The organism is Nocardia sp. NPDC006982 (genome assembly GCF_042869435.1).
In the GTDB taxonomy this organism is placed as follows: domain Bacteria; phylum Actinomycetota; class Actinomycetes; order Mycobacteriales; family Mycobacteriaceae; genus Nocardia.
Genome location: NZ_JBIAFV010000004.1, coordinates 271441 through 297732, shown reverse-complemented (window position 1 = coordinate 297732; position 26292 = coordinate 271441). Strand labels below are relative to the sequence as shown.

Sequence of the window (26292 nt, the reverse complement as noted above, 5' to 3'; positions counted from 1 at the left end):
TCACCGAAAACCGATCTTCCTGGAGATAACCTCACTATCCGATTCTAGTTGCCATGGGTACTCCCAAAATCGCAGGAAGGATCAGAAATCGTGCGCAGCCGAATATTTGGATTGGCCGCAGCTTTGACGGGAACCCTCATTCTGCTCGGAGGCGGGACGGTCACTGCTCCACATGCATGGACGCAACCGGCCGGGGAGCAGTCGGTCGCGGAGGACGATTTCTACCTTCCGCCACCATCGCTGCCGGACGGACGGGGCACCATCGTTCGCGCCGAACCGGCGGTCGTGGCAATGTCGGCGCCCGGGCAGCCGGGAATGGTCCCCGCCGCGGCGACGCGGCTCATGTACGTCAGCAGTGATACCCACGATGCGCGTACGGCGGTTGTGGGCACGTATCTGCAGCCGAGCGTGCCGTGGACCGGTCCGGGCGAGCGGCCACTGGTCGCGTACGCGGGTGGTACCAAGGGACAGGGCGATCAATGCGCGCCCTCGATGCTGATGACGCAGATCGTCCAGGCCCAGCCGCCGTTGGACATAATCTTCGAATACGATCTGGTGGCAATCCGTTCGCTGCTCAACCGTGGTATGGCGGTAGTGGTGACCGACTATCACGGCCTCGGCACGCCCGATGTGCACGACTATCTCAACCGGAAAGCGCAGGCCTACGCGGTACTGGACTCCGCGCGCGCCGCGCTGCAATTGCCCGGCTCCGGCCTCAACCCCGGCACGCCGGTCATTCTCTACGGGTATTCGCAGGGCGGTATGGCCTCCGCGGGCGCGGCTGAACTGCAATCGAGCTATGCCCCCGATCTGAATGTGCGCGGCGCCTACGTCGGTGGGCCGGTGGTGGACGATGAATACTTCATCGGATACAACGACGGTCGCGCCGATTTCGCACCGGCAATCGCCTGGATACTCAACGGAATTGCCGCCGACTACCCGGAAACTCGCCCGGTGTTGGACGCCGAACTCAACGACCTCGGCAAGGCGATCCTGCAGGAATCCCTGGGCAAATGCGCGGTCCCGGTCGGACTTGCCCAGGAGCATCAGAACACGTCCGAGTGGACCACCAGCGGACAACCGCTTACCGCCGTTATCGATCGGTCCCCGGCGTTGCAATCGGCATTCGCCGAGCAGCGTATCGGCACACGCGCCCCGGCCGTTCCGGTTCTCACCGCCTCGGCCGTCAACGACCAGGGAGCACCATTTGTGCCGGTGCGCGACGTGGCCGCCGGTTGGTGTGGTGGCGGAGTGCCCGTTCAGCTGGAATCGAACGCCGAAATTCCCCCCGCATCCGGACTTGTCGGCACCCACGTGATCGCCTTCTTCCCGTCGCTGTTCGCCTCGCAGCAATGGTTGACCGATCGGCTCGCGGGTATGCCCGCTCCATCCAACTGCTCGGCGCTGCCGTAGCACGGTGATTTTCGGTGCGTAATGCCCGGCGGCGGGTCGGCTCCTGGCCGAAACCCGCCGCCGGCATGCGAATCGAGTACCGCGTTCGATCTACCAGCCGCGGCGACGATGCACTCCTCGGCTCAGGAATTCGTTAGGTCAGAAGGTGGTTTTCGGCAGTTTGCTGGCAGTCGGCGCGGGCACAGCTATTCTGGAGCGACAGTTTTACCGCAACGGATTTCGGCGGCCCCACCCCCTGTCAGTGTTGTTCTGTTGGAGGCCCGAGGCACCTATGTCGATCTTCGAGAAAACGGAAAGACGCGACCCCAAACGGTATCTGTGGATACTGGGATTGATCGCTCCGACTTGCTCAGTACTTCCTTCGCAACTCGTGGTCCATACCGGCCTCGAAATATTCTGGTGGATCGGTCCGATCATCGTGCTCGTGGTGATCCCGCTGCTGGACTGGGCGATAGGGAATGACGGGAGCAATCCGCGCGACGAGGATTACGAGTCCTTGTCCAACGATCGCTTCTACCGTTGGTGCACTTACCTTTTCCTGCCGCTACAGTTCATCGGCCTGCTCATCGCGGGATATCTCTGGGCCAGACCGGCGCTGAGCATGTCCGACAAGCTGGGTTTGGCCGTGACGCTCGGGTTCGTATCGGGCATCGGAATCAATGCCGCCCACGAACTCGGCCATCGAGTCGAGCACCTCGAACGCTGGCTGGCGAAAATCGCACTGGCGCAATCGGGATACGGGCACTTCTTCGTCGAGCACAACCGCGGCCATCACGTGCGCGTCGCGACGCCGGAAGATCCGGCCAGTGCCCGATTCGGCGAATCACTGTGGGAGTTCCTGCCGCGCACTATGCTCGGCGGCTTCCGCTCGGCTCTGGTTTTGGAGCGTGAACGCCTTTCCCGCAAGGGAAAGCGCTGGTTCTGCTTGGACAATCATCTGTTGCAGGCTTGGTCGATGAGTGTCGCGCTATTCGGCACGCTGATCGTCCTGTTCGGGCCTGCGGTGATCCCGTTTCTGGCGCTGCAGGCGCTGATCGGCGCCGGGCTGCTCGAGACGGTGAACTACGTCGAGCACTACGGACTGCTTCGCCCGCGCGGTCGCAATGGCAACTACGCGCGCTGCTCCCCGCGTGACAGCTGGAACAGTGACCGTCTGGTCACGAACATATTCCTGTTCCATCTACAACGCCACAGCGACCACCACGCGAATCCGGGCCGCCGCTACCAGACCCTGCGCAGCTCTGAGGAGGCGCCGCAGCTACCCGCTGGCTACGCAAGCATGATTCTGTTGGCCGCCGTCCCGCCGATCTGGCGCGCGGTCATGGACCATCGTGTCCTTGCCCACTACGGCGGTGATCTCAACCTCATCAACACCAAACCTCGGACCAGGCGTCGCCGCATCTCCGCTCGCTTGCGCCGGACACCTCCGCTGACCGCCGCATCGGCTGAGCCGGCTACTCGCCCGTAGCGGCGCGGTTGCCTATCGTCTTCGGGGACATCGGAGTCGGAACCATTGTCTGCCGAACAGATCGCGAGTCGTGAGCATCTCATCCACCACACTTGTCCCCACTTCCGTACCGAGCCCGGCATCGGCCGGTCGACGTGCCGAGGCCATCCACCGCTTTCTCGTCAAACCGGCCGACGCGGGCATCGCCGGTTCGGTCGACGGCGGCAAGCTACTCGAATGGATCGACAAGGTCGCCTATGCGGCGGCGGCGCAGTGGAGCGGTTGCTACTGCGTTACCGCCTACGTCGGCAATATTCACCTCGACCGTCCGATCGCGGTCGGTGAATTGGTCGAACTGCATGCGAATCTCGTGCACACCGGGCGCACCAGCATGCATATTCTCGTCAGCGTCTATTCGACCGATCCCACGCGACGCAGGCCGGTGCAGACGGCGCAGTGCCTGACGATCTTCGTCGCGATCGACGACAACCGGCGGACCGTCGAAGTGCCGCAATGGAATCCGACGTCGATTCTGGAACTCGAGCGGCATCGGCAAGCGCGAGCGCGGGTTTCGGTTCGCAAGCGGATCGAGGAGGCGATGGCCGCGCAGCAGTACACAGCGGCGGGTACGGCGCCGACGTCGATTTTGCGATTCCTGGCCGCGCCTTCGGATATCAACTGGGGTGGCAAGGTGCACGGCGGTCGCACTATGCAGTGGATCGATGAGGCCGCGTATATCTGCGGTGCCGATTGGGTTGGGCAGCATGTGATTACGTCGTACTTCGGCGGTATCCGGTTCTACCGCCCGATTGTCATCGGGCATATCGTCGAGGTGAGTGCGCGGCTGATTTACACCGGGCCGCGCAGCATGCACGTCAGCGTGCACGTGACGTCGACGGATACGCATTCCGATGAACCGGCGCTCGCCGCGCACGGTCTCGCGGTTGTTGTCGCGGTCGATGAGAACGGTAAGGCACGGCCGGTGCGCCAATGGGTTCCGGTATCCGCGGAGGATGAGGCGCTCGATGCGCATGCGCGGCATCTCATCGAATTGCGTGCCGAGGTGGAGCGGTTCACGCAGGCGAGTGATGTGCCCGCCGATGCCGAGCCCAACCATTTCCGGGTCCCGATGCCGTGACAGGTTGTAGCGGCTGGCCCGGGGTGCGACTTCCCGTTGCGGTGGTCCGGACTGGCTGAGGCCGGACCACCGCGGCGCGGGCTAGTTGGTGTTCGGTCTGTGCTGGTTGTTCGGGTTGAGCGGGCTGTTCGGGTTGGCCGGGTTATTGGGGTTGAGCGGGCTCATCGGATTAGCCGGGTTATTGAGGCTGTGCTCCCACTGGTATCGCGGGTTGGCCGGATTGTTCGGGTTCAGTGGGCTCATGGGGTTCGCCGGATTGTTCAGGTTGTGCGCCCATTCGCGGGCCTCCCGGTCCCGCCGGTCCTGCTCGTACCGCCACGCCTGTTCGCACTCGTCCCGGTGCTCGGGTGCCTCACAGTCATCCGATCCGGCGGAACCTGTTGCGGGTGCGGCCGACGCCGGAATTGCCGAGGCGGTCAAGGGAACAGCGATGAGAGCGGCGGCCACTGCCACCTGGGCCAGCATCCGGCGGGGCGTCATTGTCATTCTTCCACTCTTGCGCGCGCGTGCCGAAAAATCTCCTGCCGCAGCGGGATTCAGGGTTATTTCAGTCGAAAGTATGAGGTGCGATAAGTCTCGAGTAGGGGTGTCCCCGATTCGAATCGATCCGAAGTCGGTTGCCGACAAAGGCTTCTCGGGAGCGTCTGGACGCGAGCCGACCCGGCAACGCGATCGCACATCCAGTAACCACCTCACAAAAGGTAGAGCCTCTGTGCGGCGCGCACGGGGTATGCGACAGCTGCTCGCTTCCAGGGGTGGTTGTTGGAGAGGCCGCAGCTGCGGGATTCAGGGGTCACTGCGGGAACGTTTGGAAATGACAACGGCCCGGCTCCTGTGCGGCCGGGCCGTTTGCTCTCGATCAGCTGCTGCCGAATGTTCCGCGGGGGAACAGGTGGCGGGGGAATCGCCATGGGTCGTTCCAGCGGCCCGGGAGATCGCAGTCGTCCCAACGGCCGGGACTGTGGTTCCAGTCGTCGAAGAAGCCGGGGCGGTCGCAATCCCAATCGTTGTTGTGCGGGTGTCGCACCTCGGTCACGCCGGGGTCGCTGGTGGCCGGGTCGGCCGAGGCGGGTATGGCCAGTGCGGTCAGCGGGACTGCGGCGAGGGCGCCGGCCATGGCCACCCGGGTCAATCGGCGGGGAGTCGTTCTCGAGAACACCGTGGATCCTTTCTATCTGCGCGTCCGCGGGGACGCCGTCGTTGCTCGCCGGATGCAGGGGATGCCCGGTGACGCAACGATTTGCACGTCCACACTCGGCCGCGGCCGGTCGAATGGCAATGGTGCGAACACGATTTCAGGGAGATTCATCCTTTGGTATGACGCGTCCCCCAGGCGGTGGGTGTCGGCCTCAGGGATGGAGCGGAAATCCGCTGGTTCTAGACTGTTACCGATGAGTAAGTTCTTTAGCTCGGTCGACGAGGTGACGCGGCGGCTCACCGACGCCGGATACCTGCCCTCCACCGACATCGCCACCGCGGTGTTCCTCGCTGGTCATCTGGGCAAGCCCCTGCTGATCGAGGGTCCGGCGGGTGTCGGCAAGACCGAGCTGGCCAAGGCGATCGCCACCGCCACCACCTCCGACCTGGTGCGCCTGCAGTGCTACGAGGGCATCGATGAGGCCCGCGCGCTCTATGAGTGGAATCACGCCAAGCAATTGCTGCGCATCACCGCCACCGACAACGCGAGCTGGGATAGCACCCGCGACCACGTCTTCACCGAAGAATTCCTGCTGCAACGCCCGCTACTGGCCGCGATCCGGAATCCGCATCCGACCGTGCTGCTCATCGATGAACTCGACAAGTCCGATATCGAGCTCGAAGGACTGCTTCTCGAGGTCCTCGGCGACTATCAGGTCAGCATCCCCGAACTCGGAACCGTGACCGCGGTCCGCAAGCCCTTCGTCATCGTCACCTCGAACGCCAACCGTGACCTCTCCGAGGCGCTGAAACGCCGCTGCCTATACCTTCACATCGACTATCCGACAGCGGAATTGGAGCGCGCGATCGTCCGCATGAAGGTCCCCGAGCTCGACGAAACCCTGGGGGAGCCGGTCGTACGAACCGTCGCGGCCCTCCGCGAACTATCCCTCCGCAAACCGCCCTCGATTGCCGAAACCGTGGACTGGGCAAGAACTCTCGTAGCTCTCGGTGCCCGCAACCTCACCGGCACCGTCGTCCGATCAACCCTCGGGGTGCTCCTCAAATACCAAGCCGACCACCGCACAGCCATCGATCGCCTCGAGCTTCCGGCAGCCGATCCACACGAACGCAGACCGTTATGACCGCCGCTGCCGCGATCCGAGTCGCGCCCGAATGGAGGCGCATGCGATGCACCGCGCATGAATGCGTCGCCCATCAACTGCCGCACCGTTTATCGGGATCTTTTGCGGGCGTCTGCGACGAGTGCGGATCTCACCGACGCGTGGGGCAGGTGGGCGAGGCGGGTCGGCGCCGATCGGGCCGACGGACGCGGGCGGGCGCGCGTAGTGGAGAACCGCTCTGCGTGCGGTGCGACGATATATCAACTGCCGCACCGTATCTCGGTATCAGCACTATTCAAGGCAACGGCTCGGGATCCCGACAATGCGTGCGGATGCCGGGGGAGGGGAACGAGTAGTGACGTCACCCGTGTCGCGCAGCCCCGAGCAGCTCGCCGACACTATGACCGATCGTCTGGTCGAGTTCGTCGGATTGCTGCGTGACCACGGCATCTCCGCCGGCCCGAGCGAAACCATCGACGCCGCCGAGGCAATGCTCGCGCTCGGCCTATCCGACCGCAACCGCCTGCGCTCCGGCATGGCCGCCTGTCTGCTGCGCCGCAACGGCCAGCGCGCCGTCTTCGACCAGCTCTTCGATCTCTACTTCCTCACTGCCGAGCAACCGGCAACCCCGTCGACGTCCGAATCCATCGACGATCTACGCGACCGCCTGGTGGATGCAGTCGCTCGAGACGACCGCGCTGCCGTTACCGAACTCGCCCGGCAGGCACTCACCGCCCTGGGCGGCTATGGGGGAGTCGGCGCCGGCGAGCCCACGCGCCCGGTCACCACCGCATCGGGTGCGGGCTGGTCCTCCTATCTGACCATGAAATCTCTACGGCCAGAGGAACTTACCGATCGCATCATCGAAAGCATGGGCGCCGATCTCGACACCACCGTCCGCACCATTGAAGCCGACCGTCGCCTGCGTGAATTCCGCACCGCCGTCCAAACCGAGGCGCGCCTGCGCTCCGCCCAACTCCGTGGCACCGAGTACATCGCCCGCCGCGGCGTCGAATCCAGCACCGACCAGGTCGACTTCCTCGGCGCACGCACTCAGGACCTCGCCGAAATGCGCCGCCTGGTAAACCCTTTGGCCCGCAAACTCGCCACCCGCCTCGCCGCCCGTCGCCGCAAGGCGGTCCGCGGCCAGATCGATATGCGCCGCACCCTGCGTCGCTCCATGGCCACCGGTGGCGTGCCGATCGACCCAGTTCTTCGCGCCCGCAAACACGGCCGCCCCGACCTGGTCGTACTCGCCGACCTATCCGGCTCCGTAACGGGTTTCGCCGAATTCACCCTGCAACTGGTCCAAGCGCTGCAGGACCAATTCAGCAAGGTTCGCAGCTTCGGCTTCATCGACACCTGCGACGAAATCACCGCCCACTTCACCCCCGGCGAACCCCCGAGCCCCGACCTGGCCGCACGAATCATCCGCCATACCAACGTCGCCCGCTTCGGCAGCAGCAACTACGGCGAGGCCTTCCAGGGCTTCGTCGACAACTACCTCGACGCTCTAGGCCCGCGCACTTCCCTCTTGATCCTCGGCGACGCCCGCACCAACCGCACCGACCCCAATCTCCCCGCCCTCCAAGCAATGTCGGACCGAGCCAAACACGCCTACTGGCTCAACCCCGAACCCGCCCGCTCCTGGTCCACCGGCGACTCCGCCGCCCAGGTGTATGCCGAGCGGATAACGATGCATGAATGCCGCAACGTCAAGCAGTTGGCCGAGGTAGTCGGTCGGCTCCTGCCTGCTTGACCGCTCCGATGAGGTGTATGCCGAGCGGAATAACGATGCACGAATGCCGCAACGTCAGGCAGCTGGCCGAGGTGATCGGTCGGCTCCTGCCTGCTTGACCGCTCCGATGAGGTGTATGCCGAGCGGAATAACGATGCACGAATGCCGCAACGTCAGGCAGCTGGCCGAGGTGATCGCTCGGCTACTGGCCAGCTTGACCGCTCCGAGAGCGGACATGACCGTGGCGACGGAGGTATGCCGTAACCGCTTGCCCGACCGTTCCCTGCGGTGTCAGCCGAGAATCGGCATAACCGTATCGACAATGGACTCTGTCGTCGGCAGCGCCGCGATCACGTCTGGCGGGCTCAGTTGACGCTGTAGTGCTCGTTGGTGCGCCGCGCCGACCAGCAGCAAGGCGGCGGCTCGCAGATCCACCGTGCCGGGATCCCGCTGGTCGGCGCGCCGCATCGACAGCTGCGCAACAACCGCGTCGACCGCACGATGCGGCCCGATATCCAACTCCCGATTGCGCTCGGCAAACTTCGCGCGCAACTCCACATCCGACTGCACCGCAGCCATTACCGGAATGGCATCCACGAAGAACTCCTCCAACGCCTCGACCAGCGCCACCAGCCCCGCCCGCAACCCCGGCTCCTCCTCGACTTCCCCGAGCACATCCTTCACCGGCCGCAAATGCCGCTGAATCACCGCCTGCAACAACCCCATTCGATCGCCGAAGTGATAAAAAATGCTCGACTCGGCCACCCCCGCCCGCTTCGCAACCTCCTTCGTGGACAACCGAGCCACCCCCGCCTCCACCAAAATCTCCTGCGCCGCAACCACAACCGACTCCCGCACCCCCGTCGAGGGCCGCCCCCGCTGCCCGCGCGTCGCCCGCGCACCATCCGCAGCTTTCGCCACCGCAACCTCCTCTTCGCACCGATCAGCCCTTGCAGTATGCCCCACCCGGGCGTATTTTCTGAGTATCTACTCAGTAATTATCCGACGAGCGGAGCCACCCCCATGACCAGCACCAAAACCCCCACCACCAAATCCCGCATCCAACGCACCGGCGACGCCATCGTCCGCTTCATCCTCCGCTCCCCACTGCACCCTCTACTCAGCAAAAGGCTCCTCATCATCACCGTCTCCGGCCGCAAAACCGGCCGCGAATACGCCAACCCCGTCGGCTACGCCGAACACGAAGGCCACCTCCTCATCGGCACCGCCGCCAACTGGCGCCACAACCTGATTCCGGACGTTCCTGTCCAAATCCTCCTGCGCGGCAACCACATCCAAGCCGCCCACGAAGTCATAACCGACGAGCCCCGAGCCGCCACCCTCTACCGCGAAATCCTCACCCAAAACCCAACCCATGGCCGCTTCGCCAAAATCCACCTAAACCCCGACGGCACCGTAAACCTCCCCTCCCTCCGCGCGGCGCTATCCCGCGGCACCGCCATAGTCTGCCTCCAGCCCCTGTGACCGGCCATGATCTTCGGCATCGCCCCAACTATTCGGCCAACTAGTCCGAATCCATAGTCTTCGTGTCGACCGATGGCCAGGTCGGGACTGTCTGAAATCAGATGCTCCCAGCAGTCGGAGGTCGCAGTTCATCCTGATTCCAACGGTGCAAGTTGATTTCAACCTGCGGCTTGGAACTCGCTGAACCTCTCCTCAAGCAGTTCGGGCGAGGGCCAGTCGCTGCGCCGGTGCGGCCGGGTCAGTGGCTTTCCATTCATCTGTTGGAATCCGTGCTGGAGCATCGGCCCGTTGCTCCGGTCTCTCATCAGCTTCGGGCCGATATGAATACGGTAATCGGGGGCTACCCCAAGCAGATTCGCGTCGTACGCCGCGTGGTGGATCTTGCAGAGGCACAACCCATTTATGACATCGGCGGAACCATGCTCTTTCGCGTCGCCAATGATATGGGCGGCATCGAGCAACTGCCCGTGGCCTACGGCGCATATCGCGCATCGCCTGTCATATGCAAGCAGGATCCTGCCTCTGAATTCTGGTTGGTGTAGTCGCTGATTGGTCACCCGCTGGGCATATGCGCGCTCAATGGGTTTCAGGTTGAGTGGATCGGCTACGGAACGCAGGCTGTCATCCAGCGCCAAGAGGAATCGCTGATTCTCCATGTCGTCTGCGAGGACGTACACCGGGCATACCGGGACGTAGACGCCTTCACGGATCCATTGAAGAAGGATGATGGGTAGTCCCAACTCGTAGGCGCGCCGCAACTTCGTGTTGTCGCCGTTGACGTTCCCTTCCCGGTATGCATAGGCGTAGAGCGATTCGCCGACTTTCTCGTCGGCATACTGGCTGTCAGGTTTGGACATAATGGACAAAGTGGCCAGCAGGTTCTTCGGATTCCATATGCCCTTGTTTCGATCAACCAGCTTGTAAACCTCGCCCTTGACGCGAAACTCCGTAAGTTCGGCACGGGTCAAGGTGCCCTTCTTCTCGACCTCCTGCGTCAGGTGCTCGAACAGCATCTGACGCAACGCTAGCTCCGCCCCACTCTCCACGAGTGGAGTGTGCCATGTTCACTCGATCGGCGTTGATCGTTCAGTCGAGCCCGAGTTCAGTCGAGTGACTGGATGCTGACTCGTCGTCCTGGTCCATGTCTTCGCAGTACGCAGGCCAGCCGTCCTCGTCGACCTCGCACCACGAACCGTCTGATCGCTGCAACGTCGGATGGCTATGGGAAGGAGCCAGTTCCAGCTTCTCGGGGGTGTCTTCGTTGAATGCAGCGAGCAGCGCCTTGACCGATGGCGCGATTTCGTTCTTCTTGGGCTGGATCTCGCGCATCTGAGCTACGACCCCATTGGCTTTGGGAGGTCCGTCGCGGACAGCAGAGCGACCCAGTAGTCATTACGAAGCGCGTCCCAGAGGTCGTCGTGTTCAGGAAGCATCTGCCGAGCGTCGGCCAGATCGGGATACGTGTCGAAAATGATCGTTCCGAGTTGCGCTTCCGGAAGCTGTGTGCGCGACGGCAAACGAAAGGCGGTGAACGACCTATACGGGAACTGCACGCGCAAGATGTGCGCAGAACGCCCGACCAGTTGCCACACCGCGACCTTCCGGTCGTCCTGGGTTTGCGTGGTCCGCAACGCATCTCGGCGCATCACGCCGCCCCACCGTTGGTGCGCCCGGTGCCGGGGGCCTCGACACCCCGGCACCGAGACGATTCTGTGGGAATGGGATGGTCTGCCCATGAGCGGATTGCGGCCGCGAACCGCTCGACCATGTCGGCCGGTGCTCCGCTGTATACGGCTGGCGGCCCGACGAACGGATTGCGTTTCGGAAGCTCTCGGCTCGGCATGTGCAGACCTCCAGGACCTCGACGGTTTTGGGTGCGCCCGGTGCCCTGAAACAACTCCTGATGAGGGAAGAGAGTGTGCTCTTCGGGCGTATTACCAGCACACACTCTGTCGGCGCTGGTAGTAAGGTCGTCGGAGGTGTTGAAGGGTGGTGGAACGCCCACCATCGCTGACCAAATGGGTGATGTGATGAAGGCTCCGAACACGCAGCTCTCGCAGTGGCTCACCCGTTCCGGGTGGAGCAACAAAGAGTTGGCGCGCCGCGTGCGCTCCCTCGCGATCGAGTGGAACGAACCTCATGTCAGGCCGGACGCCTCGAGCGTGCGGCGGTGGACAGACGACGGGGAAGCCCCGCGCCGCCCGGTTCCGGCGATGCTCGCAGATCTGTTCTCCGCGCGGTTCGGATTCCGCGTGACGACCTATGACCTCGGTCTGGGTGACGCACCGTCTGTTGACCGTGCCCTCACCTATAGCCCATCGTTGGCGGAGACGGTAGAAGCTGTCGCAGATCTTGGGAGGGCAGACGTGGACCGGCGAAAGTTGCTTGTCACCGCGCCGTTTGCGGTAGTCGCGGCGATCGGACCATCCCGTGACTGGCTGCTCAACACCCTTGACCAGTTGCCTGACGAACGGCAGCGGGTTCGACTCGAAGACGTCACCGCGGTGAAGAACATGTTCGCCACCTTCCAGGAGATGGACATCTTCCAGGGCGGCGGCTCGGGTCGGTTGGTGCTGGCTGCGTACATGGACGAGCATGTCTACCCGCTGCTTCGCCGGACATTCACCGACGAGGTTCGACTGGCACTGTGCGGAGCGGCTGCCGAACAGACCTATCTGCTCGGGTGGATGGCGTTCGACAATGGCGAGCACGGGACTGCGCAGCGGTACTTGATCCAAGCACTGCGCCTGGCCGAGGAATCGCGCGACCCAGCGCTCGGCGCCCACGTACTTGCCGGAATGGCCGATCAAGCGACCCTGCTCGGCTACCCCAAGGAAGGCCGTCGACTGGCCCAGGCGGGCCGCCAAGGGCTTTCGAAGGTGAACTCTCCGGCGTGTCTCGCGGACCTATGGACGCTTGAAGCTCGCTCCCTGGCAGTCCTGGGCGACAAGGTCGGGACGGCGCAGGCGGTCAATGCCGCCGAGGACGCGTTCGCTCGGGTGGAACCCGATCATGAGCCGGAATGGGCGAAGTTCATCGATGAGGCGTACATCTGCGGTGAGTGGGCCAACGCCTTCCGAGACCTCGGACAACCTGAGGACGCTGCACCGCACGCCCGACGGTCGATCGCATACGCCCGCACGCAGAATCGTGCGCGGCGAGGTGCGTTGTCTCATGCCGCGTTGGCGGTGACGCACATTCAGAAGCGCGACCTTGATGCCGCCTACGCGGCAGGTGTGCGGACGGTTGATCTCTCCCGCAAGGTGAAGTCGTCTCGTTCGGTGGAAGCGGTCCGCGACGTTCAACGACGCATGAGGTCGTTCGGGCCACACCCTTTGGTCGCGGACTTCAACGAGCGCGCTCGGACGCTGCTGGTGGCGTGACCTGAATCGTCAGGAGTGCGACCAAGAGCTCGTAGCGGGTCACTAGCTGCTGGCGTGTTTGTGCTGCCAGGCGGCCAGTGCGAGGGTGGCTACTCCCAGTAGCAGGAGCAGGACGCCGGAAGTCATTAGGCGGGTGGAGATTTGGGAGAGGCGGGCGGAGCGGGAGCGGGTGGTGAAGTAGGCGTCGGTGGGGAGGTTGTCGCCGATGAAGCAGGATTTTGCGGCTCGGGTGGCTTTGGTGGCGAGCGAGTCGGTGGCTACGGATGCGGTCAGGGCGGTAACTGCGGCAGTGATGCAGAGGATCGAGATGGTGGTGAGTGCGGCGAATGGCATGAGATCCCCCGAGGATGTCGGTTTCTAGAGGTCGGTGAGCGGTCGCGCTGACCACGAGAAGTGTTGCAGCAGGGTCTGACATCTTTGCGGTACAACAGGTTCGTGAGCGGGCGTCGGTTTGTGCGGTTCGAAGCTGCGGAGGCGAACCGACATGGACGGCGTCCGGGGGTGTTCGCACTGGTGAATGGATTGGCGCGGGCGGGGGCGTTGACGCGGGAGCAGCAGCGGTTTCGGCGGGTCAACAATGATTGGTACAACGCGAATCTTGTTGATCCGAGTGAGGTGGATCCTGGGATCTACGACCGTGCGGTTCATCCAGGAGCGGCGTCGTGGTTCAAGGCGGTGGCTGAGGGGATGATCGCGCGGGTGGAGGGGTATCTCGCGATCCTTGACGCGCACGGCGTGAGGTGGGTGCGACTGGATTCCGGTGCGCTAGGGGAGATCCTGTACGAGGATTCGAATCAGGTCGTCGCGATGCGAGGTGTGGGATCGACGCCGGAGTCGTCTACCGCTCGGTTTGTGTAATGCGTTTGGCCAGTTTCCATTTCATGTACCCGCCGAGTGGTGTGTGGGGCCGTTCGCCGCCGCGCGACGGCAGCTGCCGGAGCACCGAATTGCACGCGACCTGAGCCAAGGACGGTGTTGCTGCAGCGCTGCTCGGTGAGGTTGCCGTGCGAGCGCCTCGTCGGAACAACGTCACCGGGAACTGGTGGCGGCCGGGTTCGGACGATGCCGCCAGGGATTCCCAATGATCGCCGGTCGAGTAGGTGTGCAGGCCTAGTGCGACGCGGGCCCGTCAGCGGCGTACTTCGGCCACCGCAACTGGCCGATTTTCGTGTCGCGAAAGTTCGCATGCCTCAGCGATATAGAACGCTTCGAGTGCGTCGGCAGGTGTGCAGGGGCTGGCGAGTTCGCCGGACACGACCGACAAGAACGCCGCGAGTTCATCGGTGTACGCCCGACGGAACCGTTCCATGAATCCTGGGTAGGCGGGGAGACCTGAAGGGGTGTAGTCGGGTTCGACCGAGGTCAAGGGTGCTCGGTCGTCCAACCCGACGACGGCATTTCCGCGAGAGCCGAGGGCTTCGAGGCGAACGTCGTAGCCTGCGCCATTGTAGCGGCTGAGGGAGACGGTTGCCAAGGTGTCGTCGTCCAGGCGCAGCAATACCGCGGCGGTATCCACATCGCCCGCGGCGGCGAAGAATTCCTCGCCGCGGTTGGCGCCGGTCGCATAGACCTCGACCGCCTCGCGCCCCGTAACCCAGCGGATTATGTCGAAATCGTGAACCCCGCAGTCGCGGAACAACCCGCCGGAACGTCCAACATATTCGGCCGGTGGGGGAGCGGGGTCGAGGGTGGTGGCGCGCAAAGTGTGCAGCCAACCGAGGGAACCGGAGGCGATGGCATCGCGGGCGGCGCGGTAGCCGGCGTCGAAGCGGCGTTGGAATCCGATTTGGACTGGGACGGTGGAGTTTTCGAGGCGGGTGATGACGTCGAGGGTGCCTTGGATGTCGGCGGCTACCGGCTTTTCGCAGAAGACGGGGATGCCGGCGTCGACGGCGCGGGTGATGAGTTCGGGGTGGGAGTCGGTGGCGGTGGCGATGATCAGGCCGTCGAGTGGGGCGGCGAAGAGTGCGTCAATGTCGGGGACGGCTTGGACGCCGAGTTTGGTGGCGGCGGCGTGGGCGCGTTCGGCGTCGGCATCCGCGACGATGACGGTGTCGACACCGGGCAGGTGTTTCAGCGTTTCGGCATGTGAGGTGCCGATACGGCCGACACCGGCCAGGCCCATGGTGAGTGCAGATGTCATCGGCTCTCCTTCGGGTGAAATAGCGCTTCAGTTGCGTGGTGCCGCGGTCGTCGCGCGGACAACCAGGGCGGGTTCCAGTCGGCGGCGCACCGGTTCGGTGCGACCGTCGCGCAGCCGTTCGATGAGCGCTTCGATCGCCAAGCGGCCCATCTGAATTCGTGGCTGATCGATGGTGGTCAAGGAAACATGTCGCAGCGCGGCCAGTGAGGTGTTGTCGTAACCGACGACCGAAACATCTCGCGGCACCGAAAGTTCGGCCTCTTCCAGTGCCGACATCGCACCGACGGCGTTGAAGTCGTTGCCGCACACCAGTGCGGTGGGAAAGTTGTCGCGGGAGAACAGGTTCAGCAGCTTCTGGACTGCGGCGATACCCCCGGAGTCCGTGTGCTCGCTGGCAATGATCATGGGCTCCAACCCATTTCGAGCCATTGCAGCGCGGTAGCCGCGGCGGCGCGAGGCCGAGGTGAAGGCACCGCCGCCGTCGAGATGCACGATCCGGCGGTGGCCGAGCGAGACCAGATGATCCACGGCGAGTGCGGCGCCGAGCTCGCCGTCGTCATTGACGGTATCGACGTCGGCAATGGTGGAGCTGCGTGAAATGAGCACGATCGGGCACTTCTCGGCGGCGTCGCGGATGGCCGCCACCGGCAGTACGGGTGAGAGCAGGATGATGCCGCCGGGGTGGAAGGACAGCAGGCTCTCCAGCGCGGTGCGCTCACGGGCGGCGCTGCGGCGGCCGGTATTGAGGATCAACTCCACGCCCGCGTCCTGGGCGGCCGCGTCCATACCCTCCACCACATCGGCGAAGAACGCATTGCGCAGGTCGGAGACCATGACGCCGATGATGTTGGAGGTCCGGCTGGCCAGCGACCGAGCCATGATGTGCGGCTGATAGCCGAGATCCTTCGCGGCCGCGAGCACCGCGCGGCGCCGATGTTCGCTGACCTTGGGGGAGTTGCGCATGACGAGGGAGACCAGCGCGCGGGACACCCCGGCGCGGGCGGCGACGTCCTCCATGGTCGGTCGAGCCATCTCGCCTCCGTTCCGCATCCCACCGTGCTCCTGCAGTGTCGGACGTTACAAGGTCGGCCAGTCCTAATCAATAGAGCGCTCTAATCCGACATTTTTCCCACTGCGAGCGCCGGTATTTCCGCTGGAAGGTGTCAGTTTTCGCAGGTAGCAGCGATAAACCAGCGACCGGTGCAGTACTTGACACAGTATGACCTACGTTACATAGTTGGAGCGCTCCAATAGCGCCATACGTCGATCGACACCGAAGGTCGGAGAGCCCGGATGACCCAACCTCGCTATCCGCTGCGCATCGCGGCCGCGCCGATCTCCTGGGGAGTCTGCGAAGTCCCCGGCTGGGGCCATGTGCTCGACGCGCGAACCGTCCTCACCGAGATGGCCGCGCTCGGCATCGCCGCGACGGAACTGGGCCCACCCGGCTACCTACCGCGCAATCCAGCCGAATTGCGCTCGCTGCTAGATGATTTCGACATCACCTCGGTCGGTGGCTTCCTAGCCCTCCCGCTGCACCGCGACCCGGAGCGGGCAATGGAGACCGCCCGCGAGAACGCCGCGCTGTTCGCCGCGACGGGCGCGGAGGTGATCGTCCTCGCGGCCGCGACCGGCCTCGACGGATACGACACGCGCCCTGCACTTTCCGACGAAGAGTGGCGGACGCTGATCGAAACCGCCGCCGCCATCCGGGATGTCGCCGCCGAATTCGGATTGCGCACCACCCTGCATCCCCACGTCGGCACCTACGTCGAGAGTGAAGCCGAAGTCGACAGGTTCCTCGCCGATTCCGATCTCGACCTCTGCCTGGATACCGGCCACCTGCTCATCGGCGGCACTGATCCGGTGCGCCTCGCACAACGCTGTCCGGAACGCATCGGACATGTCCATCTCAAGGATGTGCGCAAAGCCATCGCCGACCGAGTGCGCAGCGGCGCAATGGAATACAGCGATGCCGTCCGCCGCGGCATCTACGTTCCGCTCGGCGAGGGCGATATCGACATCGAGGCCCTGGTGCGCAGCGTGCACGCCGCAGGCTACCGCGGCTGGTATGTCATCGAACAGGACACGGCATTGCACCCCGACGATTCGGCAGAACAGCCGAGCCGCGACGCCGCCCGCAGTCTGATGCACCTTGCGGGCATAGGTGCCGCGCTGGGCTCACCCCGATCCCCTTGGGCCCGAATCTAGATGGGAAGTGATGACAACGATGTCGCTCGAAACACGCACGGCATGGTGGCGGCGATCCCGCCGCGTACTGCCGTGGCTGGCCGCGGCCACCCTCCTCGCCGCGTGTACCGGTCCGGGGGCAGATGTCCCGGCGCCGACCCAATCCCCGGTCGCCCAGGGCAAATTGGGCTCCGTCGCGGTGGTGACCCACGGCAGCCCCGGCGACGCCTTCTGGAATGTCGTCAAGAACGGCGCGGAGGCCGCGGGCAAGGACCTCGGTGTCCGCGTCGAATACAACTCCTCGGGCGATCCCGGCCAGCAGGCCAAACTCATCGATAACGCTGTCGCACAGGGCGTGCACGGGCTCGTCGTATCGATGGCGAACCCGGAGGCATTGCGGCCCTCGATCGAAAAGGCAGTCGCGGCGGGCATTCCGGTGGTGACCATCAACTCGGGTGAGAGCGAGAGCGCCAAGTTCGGTGCGATCGGCCATGTGGGACAAAGCGAAACGTTGGCCGGACAGTCCGCGGGTAAGCGCCTCGCCGACGCCGGCCGCAAGAAGCTGCTGTGCGTGATCCACGAGGCGGGCAATATCGGTGCCAATCAGCGCTGCGACGGCGCGACCAAAGCATTCGGCAACGGCACCACGCTGCAGGTGGACATCAACAATCCCACCGATGCCCAGTCCCGCATCAAGGGCGCATTGGAGGCGGATAGGTCCATCGACGCCGTGCTGACGCTGAACTCGCAGGTCGCCGCCCGCGCGGTGGACGGGGTGAAGGAATCGCAATCGTCCGCGACGATCGCGACCTTCGACCTGAATACCGATGTGGTCGAGGCGATTCGGGCCGGGAAGCTGCTGTTCGCCGTGGACCAGCAGCAGTACGAGCAGGGCTATCTGCCGATTGTCCTGCTGCAGTTGTATCGGACGAATCTGAACTCGGTCGGTGGTGGCGCACCGGTGCAGACGGGTCCCGCCTTCGTCGACAAGAACAATGTCGAGGCCGTGGCGGCCCGCGTGGCACTGGGCATGCGCTGAGGGAGTAGATGAAATGACTGTTGCCACAAAAACTTCCGAGGCCACTCCGAGTACTCCGCCGGACGGACCTTCGCTCTTCCAGCGGATGGTGGTGCGACCGGAGATCGGCGCACTGCTGGGTGCCGCACTCGTCTTCGTATTCTTCTCGATCATCACCGACCGCTTCCTCAGCCCGCTCGGGATCGCGACGTGGCTGGACGATTCGTCCACGCTCGGCATCATGGCGGTCGCGGTGGCGCTACTGATGATCGGCGGCGAATTCGACCTGTCTGCCGGTGTCATGACCGCTTCCACCGCACTGGTCACCGCATTGCTCGCGGTGCATGCGGGTTGGAATGTTTGGCTCGCGCTCTTGGTTTCGCTACTGTTCGCGCTCACAGTCGGTGCGTTCAACGGCTGGCTCGTGATGCGAACGGGGTTACCGAGTTTCATCATCACCCTCGGCACCTTCCTTGCGCTGCAAGGCCTCAACCTCGGCGTGACCCGCCTGGTCACCGGAACCGTTCAGGTGTCTGGTATTCGCAGCGCCGACGGATACAACTCGGCCGGTTGGGTCTTCGCCTCGACACTCGATATCGGCGATACGCACCTGCAGGCATCGGTCGTGTGGTGGGTGGTGCTCACCGCGATCGCCGCACTTGTCCTGGTGCGCACCAAGTTCGGCAACTGGATCTTCGCGGTGGGCGGTGCGCTGCCGAGCGCGCGGGCCGTCGGCGTCCCGGCCGATCGGACGAAGATCCTGCTCTTCATGACCACCGCCTTCGCCGGGTGGGTCGTCGGATCCTGCAGCATTCTGCGGTTCTCCAGCGTGCAGGCGAATCAGGGCGTCGGGCTGGAACTGCACTACATCATCGCGGCGGTGGTCGGCGGCTGCCTGCTGACCGGTGGATTCGGTTCGGCGATCGGCGCCGCGATCGGTGCGCTGATCTTCGGCATGGCGCGGCAGGGCATCGTCTTCGCCGGATGGGACAGCGACTGGTTCATGCTGTTCCTCGGCGTGCTCCTGCTGGCCGCGGTGTTGGTCAACAACATATTCAAGAAGCGAGCCGAAAGGGTACGCCGATGACGACACCATTGATCGAAGCGATCGATATCGGCAAGAGCTACGGCGGTGTCGTCGCACTGCGCGACGTCTCGACCGTGGTGAATGCGGGACAGGTCACCTGCATCCTCGGCGACAACGGTGCGGGCAAGTCGACGCTGATCAAGATTCTCGCCGGCGTGCATCAGCACGATCGCGGGGAACTGAAACTGGACGGCCAGCCGACTCGATTGTCCTCGCCCCGTGCGGCTTTGGACCACGGCATTGCCACCGTCTACCAGGATCTCGCGGTGGTGCCGCTGATGAGTGTCTGGCGCAACTTCGTACTCGGCTCCGAACCGACGATCGAATACGGTCCGTTGCGGCTGCTGGACCGTCGCAAGGGTCGCGATATCGCACGAGAGGCGTTGGCGGACATGGGGATCGAGATCCGCGATTTGGAACAGCCGGTCGGCACGCTGTCGGGCGGGCAACGCCAGTGCATCGCGATCGCCAGGGCGGTGCACTACGGGGCCAGAGTACTCATCCTCGACGAACCGACCGCAGCCCTCGGCGTGAAACAGGCCGGTGTCGTACTGAAATACGTCGTGCAGGCGCGGGATCGTGGGCTCGGGGTCATTCTGATCACCCACAACCCGCACCACGCCTATCCCGTCGGCGACCGCTTCCTGCTGCTCAAACGCGGTGCGATGCTCGGCTCGTACGAGAAGTCGGAGATCGACCTGCCGGAGTTGACCCGGCAAATGGCCGGTGGCGCCGAATTGGACGCGCTGCAGCACGAATTGCAGCGTGTGGTGACGCCGTGAAGCTGACAACGGCGCAGGCGCTGGTGGGCTGGCTGGTCGCCCAGCATTCGGAGACCTTCGACGGGCGCGAAGTACCACTGTTCCCGGCGGCATTCGCGATATTCGGGCACGGCAATGTGCTCGGCCTCGGCACCGCACTGTCCGAGCGTCGCGATGAAATCCCGGTCTGGCGCGGGCATACCGAACAGGGGATGGCCCTGGCGGCCATCGGCCTGGCCAAGGCGACCCACCGCCGTCAGGTCGGAATCGCGACGTCCTCGATCGGTCCCGGCGCGCTGAATATGGTGACCGCCGCCGGCGTCGCCCATGCGAATCGTCTTCCGCTGCTGCTGCTTCCGGGGGATGCCTTCGTCAGCCGCGCACCGGATCCGGTGCTGCAACAGGTCGAACACTTCGGTGACCCGACCATTACCGTCAACGATGCATTCCGCGCCGTGAGCCGCTACTTCGACCGCATCACCCGCCCGGAACAACTTATCGCAACCCTGCCCCAGGCGGCCCGGGTACTGACCGATGCGGCCGATGTGGGCCCGGTGACACTGGCACTGCCACAGGACGTCCAGGCCGAGACCTACGACTTCCCGGATGCCCTATTCGAGCCGGTCGTGCACCGAATCACGCGGTCGCGCCCCGACTCCCGGGTGGTGGCCGAGGCGGCACGGGCACTTCGATCGGCCCGACGTCCACTGCTGGTCCTCGGCGGCGGTGTGCGTTATTCGGGTGCGGGCCGGCTGATACTGGAATTCGCGGAGCGGCACGAGATTCCGATAACGGAAACGACGGCTGGCCGCACCCTCGTACCGCACGACCACGAGCTGTACGCCGGTCCGCTCGGCGTGACCGGCTCCGCATCGGCCAATGCCCTTGCCGCACAAGCGGATCTGGTGTTGGCCATCGGCACCCGATTGCAGGACTTCACCACGGCGTCCTGGACCGTCTTCGCACCCGACGTCCGGTTGATCACCATCAACACGGCCCGGTTCGACGCGGTGAAGCACGGCGCGCTCGCGGTCGTGGGGGACGCCGCCGCATCGGTATCGGAATTGGCTGCACTCCTTGTCAATTGGCGGGTGGATGCCGCATGGTCCGACCGTGCGGAAGGACTGCGCACCACCTGGGACGCGCACATCGACAAGCTGCGCGCGCCGACGCCGGGTACCCCGAGTTACGCCCAAATCGTCGGCGCCGTCAACGAATTGAGCGCACCGGACGACTACGTCATGACGGCTGCGGGCGGTATGCCAGGAGAGCTGATCGGCGGTTGGCGGGCCACCGGCACGGTGCCCACCATGGACGTCGAGTACGGATTCTCCTGCATGGGTTATGAACTCGCAGGCGCCTGGGGTGCGGCCATGGCGCATGTGCACGGCCTGGTCACCACCATGCTCGGCGACGGCTCCTATCTGATGCTCAATTCCGAACTGTTCTCCGCGGCCTTCGCGGGCCACCGGTTCGTCGCGGTCGTCTGCGATAACGACGGCTACGCGGTGATCGCCCGGCTCCAGGAGGGGCAGGGCGGCGACGCCTTCAACAACTTCTATGCCGACTGCCGCACCAACCACCCACAACCGTCCCGCGTCGACTTCGCAAGCCACGCAAGATCATTGGGCTGCGCGGTGTTCACCGCGACCGACCTGACCGAGTTCCGCGGCGCATACGCGCGGGCCAGGGCGGCGGCATTGAGCGAATCCCGTCCGGCCGTAGTGGTCGTGCGCACCCAGCCGTCCGCCTGGACCGATGCGGGCGCGTGGTGGGAGGTCGGTGTGCCGGAGCACCTAGCGGGTCGCGCGGTGTACGACGAGGCCAAGGCGGCGCAGGTGCGTTACCTGAACAGTGCCGAATCAGCGGAGTAGTCGGCCGTGAAATTCCATCTATATGACGATCGTGTGGCACACTCGGTCACGGTCGCATAACTGAAAACCGACCACTTAGTGCACATCTGAGCCCGAAGCTACGCATTTTCTTTGCGAATTCTTAGCTTCAGTCCGACGTCTGTGCCCGGTGCGGTTGCTGGGATTCCGGCAGTGTCCGCGCGGGTAGCCGAAAGTGTGCGCTGACCGGCCGATCTATGCGCGTGAACGCTTTGTGCTCAGGATTGCCAGCCCTTCGCAACCGGTGTTGCGTGCACCGCCACAGCGCTGCGCGAACGTCGGCTTGCTCACAGTTACCACTGCTGGATGTGGCCGAATTCGTCGGATGATGGCATTGTTGATCGAGAGATCGGGCTCATCGAAGTGATCTGCTCGGCTCATCAACAGGAAGTAAGAAGTAAAGAACATGGCTCAAGGCAGTGTGAAGTGGTTCAACAGCGAGAAGGGCTTCGGCTTTATCGCTCAAGACGGAGGCGGCCCTGACGTCTTCGTGCATTACTCGGCCGTTTCCGGCTCGGGTTTCCGGTCCCTCGAAGAGGGCCAGCGCGTGGAGTTCGAGATCGGCCAGGGCCAGAAGGGCCCGCAGGCCCAGGACGTCCGCGCTATCTGATCAAGCGTGACTTAGGAGGCTCGCACCCGGCAGGGGGTGCGGGCCTCTCGTCATTTCCGGGGGATATTCAGGCGGTCTTGGTGAAGGTGACATGGGTGACCGCGGGGGATTGCAGCACCGAGCTGATCTGGTAGCCCGGCAGGGTGCCGAGATCGTCGTAGAGTCGCTCGCCCGCGCCGAGGAGAAGCGGGACTACCGCGAGATGCATCTCGTCCACCAGACCGGCGCGCAGGAACTGCCGGATCGCCGATGAGCCGCCCGCGAGCCGCACATCCTGACCGTCCGCGGCCTTGAATGCTTGGCGCAGAACCTCTTCCGGCGTTTCGTTCACGAAATGGAACGTCGTGCCACCCGTCATCGGCAGCGATGGTCGCGTGTGATGGGTCATCACGAAGGTGTCGTGGTGGTAGGGCGGGTTGTCGCCCCACCAACCCTGCCATTCGTGATCGGCCCACGGGCCGCGGATCGGGCCGAACATGTTGCGCCCCATGATGGTTGCGCCGATACCGGCATCGCCCGCGACCATGAAATCGTTGTCCACGCCGGTCTCGCCGGTGTCCGCGCCGTCCATCTGGTGTGCGTAGCGTGTCGCCCACACCCAGTCGTGCAGCCGCAGCCCGCCCTCGCCGAGCGGATTCTCGGGTCCCTGATTCGGTCCGGCGATGTAGCCGTCGAGCGATATCGCGATGTTGTGTACGCGCAACTTGGCCATGATTCTCTCTATTCCGATCTGATTGCATTTTGCAATCGCTTGCGGACAGCCTAAGTGCAACTGGTTGTAGAATGCAAGCAGAAATTTCGACGGAAGGAGCGCCGCATGCGCGACGAGGGACGTTCGGGCTGCCCGATCAACGCGACCATCGAGGTGATCGGCGATCGGTGGACGCTGCTGGTGCTGCGTGACGTGATGTTCGGCAATCGCCGCCACTTCCGCGAGTTGCTGGCCGGATCGGAGGAGGGGATCGCGTCCAATATCCTGTCCGACCGGCTCAAGCGCCTCGTCGCGGCCGGATTGCTCAGTCGCGAGGACACCCGTCCCGGTCAGAAGGCCGAGTACCGGCTCACCGAGCCCGCGATCCAACTGGTGCCGATCATGGCGCAGTTGGGCGCATGGGGGCTCCGGCATCGCCCGACGACGAAACGCCTGCGCGTACGCGCCGAACTCCTCGAGGAGGGCGGGCCGCAGCTCTGGGCCGAGTTCATGGACGAACTGCGCGAGTCGCACCTCGGGATTCCGCGTCCCGATCCGGATGCCCCGACCGCCACCGACCGATTGGCGCGCGCCTACGCCGCCGCGGTCGCCGAGTGATGCGGAGCTGGCTACTGCCCTTCTTCAGCGGCCAGCACTTCCTTGCGGAAGAAGTCGGCGGTCACCGCGCGCGCCCGATCCATGTCCCGGTCGCGCGTCTTCGGGAAAGCAGCTGCCGCACGGTCGAATTCGGCCGCGATGAACTCCGCGATCGGGACCGGCACTGCGCCGCTACCCATTTCACGGGTTCGCGACTTCAGCTCGGTCAGCTCGGCGATCGCCGAAACCAGCTGCCCGGGCAACTCGCACTGCTCGAGCAGCGAAGGCAGATGCATCGGTGCCACCGCCGCATCGGGATGCTCACACAGCCAACGTAAGGCCATCGCGGGCCGCAGCGAATAGAACACCTTCTTCAGCGACCGATGGTGCTCGAACAGCACCCACTGCCTGCTGCCCAGATGCAGGTAATGCCGAGCCACTCGGTTGCGATCGGCGACTTCCGCTGCCATCGCACGCAATTCGGTACGAAATCGATCGTCGCCGCGGTACACGATCGGCGACATCAACCATTCGATCAGCACCGCATTGCCGTTCACCAGCAGCCGCAGCGCCTTGGCCAGATCCCAGCCGTTCACATCGAGCAGGCCGACCAGCGGCGTCTCGATGACATCCCTTGTCCGCCATGGCGACAGGTAGGTGTCCATATGCGCGACATAGACGAACCGGCAGTCGTAATCGGAATCGGGCGAGGGGAATCCCCAAGCCCGGCTGCCGCTTTCGATGGCCAGCGGCACCGACACCCGATGCGCGCGCTCGATCCGATCGAGCTCGGCATCGATGGACCCGACCACCATCGGGTCCATCGAAGCCGGAATCGCGCGCAGGGACATGGTCGGTGATCGTAGTTCGGCTCCGACCAAGCGGACCAGCCGTTTTCGTACTGCCGCGACGACTGAGCGTGTGTGACGATGAGCGTCGTGCCGGACTGGACTTATCACCCGTTGCGCCCGATGGCGAATGCCCTGGTCGGGGAGCGTCGCGCGCAACTATTGGCATTGCGGTTGCTGTCGGGTTTGATCGCGCTGCCGGGCGGCGGGCGGGCGATCGAGCGCGTTTTCGACCACCCGCGGTTGCCCGCCGAATGGGCCGAGCGATTCGGTGCGCGGGTTCCGGTCGAGGTCGCGCGGCATGCCATCCGGGTGCTGCCGGTGCAGGGCGCTGCAATCGTCGAGGTCGGGCCGGTGGGCCGGGACGATATCGAGGCAGTGCGTACCGCCGCCATGGATCGCCGGTGCCGGGTCGTCGCGCTGGTCGAGGACCCCGAGGTGGGCACGGATCTCGAGTCGCACGTCGATCAGGTGATCGTCGGCGAACCCGCCGATCGGCTCTACCTGACCGAGCCCGATATCGCCGCCGCGGTGACGGCCCTGGCCGACTCGGCCGCCACTGTGCTCGCGACCCCCGCGGTGCTGATCGCCGCCGGACCCGGCTGGTTCAACCGCGTCATCGAGGCCGCGCAACCGACCGCACCGGCGCCGCCGACCCTGCGCGAGGTTCCGCTTGACCCACGCCGCTGGCCCGCGTGGTGCTGGGGCCTGCTGGTCGGCATCGGCATGATCGTCGCCGGAATCGGAGCGGCGGCAATCACTTTGGGACCCGTGCTGCTCTGGTACGACAGTGACTACCTCGGCACGGACGTGGACGGACTGCACGAGATCAACCACCACCTGGTGCATTTCCTGCAGCACGATCGAATCACGATGGCGGGCAATATGATCGCGATCGGCGTGCTGTACACCGGCTTGGCCTGGGGCGGCATACGTCTGGGCAGCGTCTGGGCCCGCAACGCGTATCTGCTCTCCGGGCTGATCGGGTTTCCGACGCTGTTCTACTTCCTGGTGATCGGCTTCGTCGAGCCACTGCACGTCACCGCGGCCGCGGTGCTGTTCCCGATGTTCCTGCTCGCGGTGTGGCGCAAGCAGACCACGCCGTATTGGACGGTGCCGCGGGAGTGCCCCGAGTGGATCAGGCGGCGCGCGCTCGTCGGCCAGCTGCTGCTGGTCGCGACCGGGGTGGGTGTATTCATCGGCGGCGTCGTCATCTCGACCGTCGGACTGACCTTCGTATTCGTGCCGACGGATCTCGAGTTCATGCACACCGATGCCGCCACACTGGAAGCCGCCAACGCGCACCTGCTGCCGTTCATCGCCCACGACCGGGCCGGCTTCGGCGGCGCGCTGATGGCGACGGCGGTGGCGATTGTGGCGCTGGGACTGTGGGGTTTGCGACAGGGTGCGGCATGGGTGTGGTGGACGCTGCTCGGTGCGGCCCTCGCCGGTTCGGCCAGTGCGCTGGTCATCCACTTCTTCATCCACTACACCGCGTTCGTGCATCTGCTCCCGGTGTATTTCGGTAGCGCCATGCTTGCTGTCGCGCTGATCTTGGCGCGCCCGTATCTGATGTATCGCGCCGACTAA

Annotated in this window: 27 protein-coding genes; 16 read left to right on the top strand and 11 right to left on the bottom strand. The window is 64.5% G+C overall.

The genetic code is table 11. The features are described 5' to 3' along the window. Positions 1-90: 90 nt before the first annotated feature. The 3 genes from ACFYOW_RS18395 (at position 91) to ACFYOW_RS18385 (ending at position 3998) form a co-directional block, all read left to right on the top strand. Positions 91-1413 carry a lipase family protein gene (locus tag ACFYOW_RS18395; RefSeq protein WP_387289312.1) on the top strand — a complete coding sequence of 441 codons (1323 nt, stop codon included), beginning with the start codon at positions 91-93 and terminating at the stop codon, positions 1411-1413. Positions 1414-1783: 370 nt separating this feature from the next. Continuing rightward, positions 1784-2881 (top strand): alkane 1-monooxygenase, encoded by a 1098-nt coding sequence (locus ACFYOW_RS18390; protein WP_387289310.1) that lies wholly within the window; start codon positions 1784-1786, stop codon positions 2879-2881. Between the two features lie 145 nt (positions 2882-3026). Next, positions 3027-3998 carry an acyl-CoA thioesterase gene (locus ACFYOW_RS18385; RefSeq protein WP_387290059.1) on the top strand — a complete coding sequence of 324 codons (972 nt, stop codon included), beginning with the start codon at positions 3027-3029 and terminating at the stop codon, positions 3996-3998. 81 nt (positions 3999-4079) lie between these two features. Here ACFYOW_RS18385 and ACFYOW_RS18380 read toward each other — a convergent pair whose 3' ends face one another. Both ACFYOW_RS18380 and ACFYOW_RS18375 read right to left on the bottom strand, forming a co-directional pair. Beyond that, positions 4080-4484: a hypothetical protein gene (locus ACFYOW_RS18380; protein ID WP_387289308.1), complete on the bottom strand. Its 405-nt coding sequence runs from the start codon at positions 4482-4484 to the stop codon at positions 4080-4082. 373 nt (positions 4485-4857) lie between these two features. Continuing rightward, positions 4858-5157 carry a hypothetical protein gene (locus ACFYOW_RS18375; RefSeq protein ID WP_387289306.1) on the bottom strand — a complete coding sequence of 100 codons (300 nt, stop codon included), beginning with the start codon at positions 5155-5157 and terminating at the stop codon, positions 4858-4860. Between the two features lie 232 nt (positions 5158-5389). On the opposite strand from ACFYOW_RS18375, the gene ACFYOW_RS18370 reads away from it, so the two are divergent. Beyond that, positions 5390-6280 (top strand): AAA family ATPase, encoded by an 891-nt coding sequence (locus tag ACFYOW_RS18370; protein ID WP_387289304.1) that lies wholly within the window; start codon positions 5390-5392, stop codon positions 6278-6280. 334 nt (positions 6281-6614) lie between these two features. Beyond that, positions 6615-8018, top strand: coding sequence for a VWA domain-containing protein (locus ACFYOW_RS18365; RefSeq protein WP_387289302.1), 1404 nt, complete (start codon positions 6615-6617; stop codon positions 8016-8018). Between the two features lie 270 nt (positions 8019-8288). On the opposite strand, the gene ACFYOW_RS18360 is transcribed toward ACFYOW_RS18365, so the two are convergent. After that, positions 8289-8918 (bottom strand): TetR/AcrR family transcriptional regulator, encoded by a 630-nt coding sequence (locus ACFYOW_RS18360; RefSeq protein ID WP_387289300.1) that lies wholly within the window; start codon positions 8916-8918, stop codon positions 8289-8291. A gap of 102 nt (positions 8919-9020) precedes the next feature. On the opposite strand from ACFYOW_RS18360, the gene ACFYOW_RS18355 reads away from it, so the two are divergent. Then, positions 9021-9482, top strand: a complete 462-nt coding sequence (locus tag ACFYOW_RS18355; RefSeq protein ID WP_387289298.1) for a nitroreductase/quinone reductase family protein — start codon at positions 9021-9023, stop codon at positions 9480-9482. A 158-nt stretch (positions 9483-9640) separates the two neighbouring features. Here the strand turns inward: ACFYOW_RS18355 and ACFYOW_RS18350 are convergent, their stop codons facing one another. From ACFYOW_RS18350 to ACFYOW_RS18340, 3 genes are all read right to left on the bottom strand, one after another. Next, a complete protein-coding gene (locus tag ACFYOW_RS18350) occupies positions 9641-10495 on the bottom strand; it encodes an HNH endonuclease (RefSeq protein WP_387289296.1) in 855 nt (284 codons plus the stop codon). A gap of 73 nt (positions 10496-10568) precedes the next feature. Next, complete coding sequence (locus ACFYOW_RS18345) at positions 10569-10811, bottom strand: hypothetical protein (RefSeq protein ID WP_387289294.1); 243 nt, start codon at positions 10809-10811, stop codon at positions 10569-10571. Between the two features lie 5 nt (positions 10812-10816). Beyond that, positions 10817-11128, bottom strand: a complete 312-nt coding sequence (locus tag ACFYOW_RS18340; RefSeq protein ID WP_387289292.1) for a hypothetical protein — start codon at positions 11126-11128, stop codon at positions 10817-10819. A gap of 384 nt (positions 11129-11512) precedes the next feature. Between ACFYOW_RS18340 and ACFYOW_RS18335 the strand changes: the two genes are divergently transcribed. Beyond that, positions 11513-12865 carry a hypothetical protein gene (locus ACFYOW_RS18335; protein WP_387289291.1) on the top strand — a complete coding sequence of 451 codons (1353 nt, stop codon included), beginning with the start codon at positions 11513-11515 and terminating at the stop codon, positions 12863-12865. 42 nt (positions 12866-12907) lie between these two features. On the opposite strand, the gene ACFYOW_RS18330 is transcribed toward ACFYOW_RS18335, so the two are convergent. Further along, a complete protein-coding gene (locus tag ACFYOW_RS18330) occupies positions 12908-13198 on the bottom strand; it encodes a hypothetical protein (protein ID WP_387289290.1) in 291 nt (96 codons plus the stop codon). A gap of 168 nt (positions 13199-13366) precedes the next feature. Between ACFYOW_RS18330 and ACFYOW_RS18325 the strand changes: the two genes are divergently transcribed. Beyond that, the gene (locus ACFYOW_RS18325; protein WP_387289289.1) at positions 13367-13723 is read left to right on the top strand and encodes a hypothetical protein; all 357 of its coding nucleotides are present in this window, start codon (positions 13367-13369) and stop codon (positions 13721-13723) included. Positions 13724-13994: 271 nt separating this feature from the next. On the opposite strand, the gene ACFYOW_RS18320 is transcribed toward ACFYOW_RS18325, so the two are convergent. Further along, on the bottom strand, positions 13995-15008 hold the full coding sequence (locus tag ACFYOW_RS18320) for a Gfo/Idh/MocA family oxidoreductase (protein ID WP_387289287.1): 1014 nt from the start codon (positions 15006-15008) through the stop codon (positions 13995-13997). A 27-nt stretch (positions 15009-15035) separates the two neighbouring features. Then, positions 15036-16040 (bottom strand): LacI family DNA-binding transcriptional regulator, encoded by a 1005-nt coding sequence (locus tag ACFYOW_RS18315; protein WP_387289285.1) that lies wholly within the window; start codon positions 16038-16040, stop codon positions 15036-15038. A 261-nt stretch (positions 16041-16301) separates the two neighbouring features. Here ACFYOW_RS18315 and ACFYOW_RS18310 point away from each other — a divergent pair, with 261 nt between their 5' ends. From ACFYOW_RS18310 to ACFYOW_RS18285, 6 genes are all read left to right on the top strand, one after another. Further along, positions 16302-17219, top strand: a complete 918-nt coding sequence (locus ACFYOW_RS18310; RefSeq protein WP_387289283.1) for a TIM barrel protein — start codon at positions 16302-16304, stop codon at positions 17217-17219. Between the two features lie 10 nt (positions 17220-17229). After that, a complete protein-coding gene (locus ACFYOW_RS18305) occupies positions 17230-18237 on the top strand; it encodes a sugar ABC transporter substrate-binding protein (protein WP_387289281.1) in 1008 nt (335 codons plus the stop codon). Between the two features lie 13 nt (positions 18238-18250). Continuing rightward, positions 18251-19303 carry an ABC transporter permease gene (locus ACFYOW_RS18300; protein ID WP_387289279.1) on the top strand — a complete coding sequence of 351 codons (1053 nt, stop codon included), beginning with the start codon at positions 18251-18253 and terminating at the stop codon, positions 19301-19303. Continuing rightward, positions 19300-20085: an ATP-binding cassette domain-containing protein gene (locus tag ACFYOW_RS18295; protein ID WP_387289277.1), complete on the top strand. Its 786-nt coding sequence runs from the start codon at positions 19300-19302 to the stop codon at positions 20083-20085. The genes ACFYOW_RS18300 and ACFYOW_RS18295 overlap by 4 nt, the downstream gene beginning before the upstream one ends. Continuing rightward, a complete protein-coding gene (iolD, locus tag ACFYOW_RS18290) occupies positions 20082-21938 on the top strand; it encodes a 3D-(3,5/4)-trihydroxycyclohexane-1,2-dione acylhydrolase (decyclizing) (protein ID WP_387289275.1) in 1857 nt (618 codons plus the stop codon). Before ACFYOW_RS18295 ends, iolD begins: the two co-directional genes overlap by 4 nt. A 424-nt stretch (positions 21939-22362) precedes the next feature. Beyond that, a complete protein-coding gene (locus ACFYOW_RS18285) occupies positions 22363-22566 on the top strand; it encodes a cold-shock protein (protein ID WP_040693519.1) in 204 nt (67 codons plus the stop codon). A gap of 67 nt (positions 22567-22633) precedes the next feature. Here ACFYOW_RS18285 and ACFYOW_RS18280 read toward each other — a convergent pair whose 3' ends face one another. Continuing rightward, positions 22634-23278, bottom strand: coding sequence for a dihydrofolate reductase family protein (locus ACFYOW_RS18280; protein ID WP_387289274.1), 645 nt, complete (start codon positions 23276-23278; stop codon positions 22634-22636). 105 nt (positions 23279-23383) lie between these two features. On the opposite strand from ACFYOW_RS18280, the gene ACFYOW_RS18275 reads away from it, so the two are divergent. Beyond that, complete coding sequence (locus ACFYOW_RS18275) at positions 23384-23875, top strand: winged helix-turn-helix transcriptional regulator (RefSeq protein ID WP_387289272.1); 492 nt, start codon at positions 23384-23386, stop codon at positions 23873-23875. Positions 23876-23886: 11 nt separating this feature from the next. Here the strand turns inward: ACFYOW_RS18275 and ACFYOW_RS18270 are convergent, their stop codons facing one another. Continuing rightward, positions 23887-24705, bottom strand: a complete 819-nt coding sequence (locus ACFYOW_RS18270) for a DNA polymerase beta superfamily protein (protein ID WP_387289270.1) — start codon at positions 24703-24705, stop codon at positions 23887-23889. 87 nt (positions 24706-24792) lie between these two features. Here ACFYOW_RS18270 and ACFYOW_RS18265 point away from each other — a divergent pair, with 87 nt between their 5' ends. After that, positions 24793-26292, top strand: a complete 1500-nt coding sequence (locus ACFYOW_RS18265; protein ID WP_387290058.1) for a hypothetical protein — start codon at positions 24793-24795, stop codon at positions 26290-26292.

Coding starts and splice junctions, on each gene's coding strand:
- ACFYOW_RS18380 (WP_387289308.1), bottom strand. CDS start 4,484: ATGACAATGACGCCCCGCCGGATGCTGGCCCAGGTGGCAGTGGCCGCC.
- ACFYOW_RS18370 (WP_387289304.1), top strand. CDS start 5,390: ATGAGTAAGTTCTTTAGCTCGGTCGACGAGGTGACGCGGCGGCTCACC.
- ACFYOW_RS18355 (WP_387289298.1), top strand. CDS start 9,021: ATGACCAGCACCAAAACCCCCACCACCAAATCCCGCATCCAACGCACC.
- ACFYOW_RS18350 (WP_387289296.1), bottom strand. CDS start 10,495: ATGCTGTTCGAGCACCTGACGCAGGAGGTCGAGAAGAAGGGCACCTTG.
- ACFYOW_RS18345 (WP_387289294.1), bottom strand. CDS start 10,811: ATGCGCGAGATCCAGCCCAAGAAGAACGAAATCGCGCCATCGGTCAAG.
- ACFYOW_RS18340 (WP_387289292.1), bottom strand. CDS start 11,128: ATGCGCCGAGATGCGTTGCGGACCACGCAAACCCAGGACGACCGGAAG.
- ACFYOW_RS18335 (WP_387289291.1), top strand. CDS start 11,513: ATGAAGGCTCCGAACACGCAGCTCTCGCAGTGGCTCACCCGTTCCGGG.
- ACFYOW_RS18330 (WP_387289290.1), bottom strand. CDS start 13,198: ATGCCATTCGCCGCACTCACCACCATCTCGATCCTCTGCATCACTGCC.
- ACFYOW_RS18320 (WP_387289287.1), bottom strand. CDS start 15,008: ATGACATCTGCACTCACCATGGGCCTGGCCGGTGTCGGCCGTATCGGC.
- ACFYOW_RS18315 (WP_387289285.1), bottom strand. CDS start 16,040: ATGGCTCGACCGACCATGGAGGACGTCGCCGCCCGCGCCGGGGTGTCC.
- ACFYOW_RS18310 (WP_387289283.1), top strand. CDS start 16,302: ATGACCCAACCTCGCTATCCGCTGCGCATCGCGGCCGCGCCGATCTCC.
- ACFYOW_RS18305 (WP_387289281.1), top strand. CDS start 17,230: ATGACAACGATGTCGCTCGAAACACGCACGGCATGGTGGCGGCGATCC.
- ACFYOW_RS18300 (WP_387289279.1), top strand. CDS start 18,251: ATGACTGTTGCCACAAAAACTTCCGAGGCCACTCCGAGTACTCCGCCG.
- ACFYOW_RS18295 (WP_387289277.1), top strand. CDS start 19,300: ATGACGACACCATTGATCGAAGCGATCGATATCGGCAAGAGCTACGGC.
- ACFYOW_RS18285 (WP_040693519.1), top strand. CDS start 22,363: ATGGCTCAAGGCAGTGTGAAGTGGTTCAACAGCGAGAAGGGCTTCGGC.
- ACFYOW_RS18280 (WP_387289274.1), bottom strand. CDS start 23,278: ATGGCCAAGTTGCGCGTACACAACATCGCGATATCGCTCGACGGCTAC.
- ACFYOW_RS18275 (WP_387289272.1), top strand. CDS start 23,384: ATGCGCGACGAGGGACGTTCGGGCTGCCCGATCAACGCGACCATCGAG.
- ACFYOW_RS18270 (WP_387289270.1), bottom strand. CDS start 24,705: ATGTCCCTGCGCGCGATTCCGGCTTCGATGGACCCGATGGTGGTCGGG.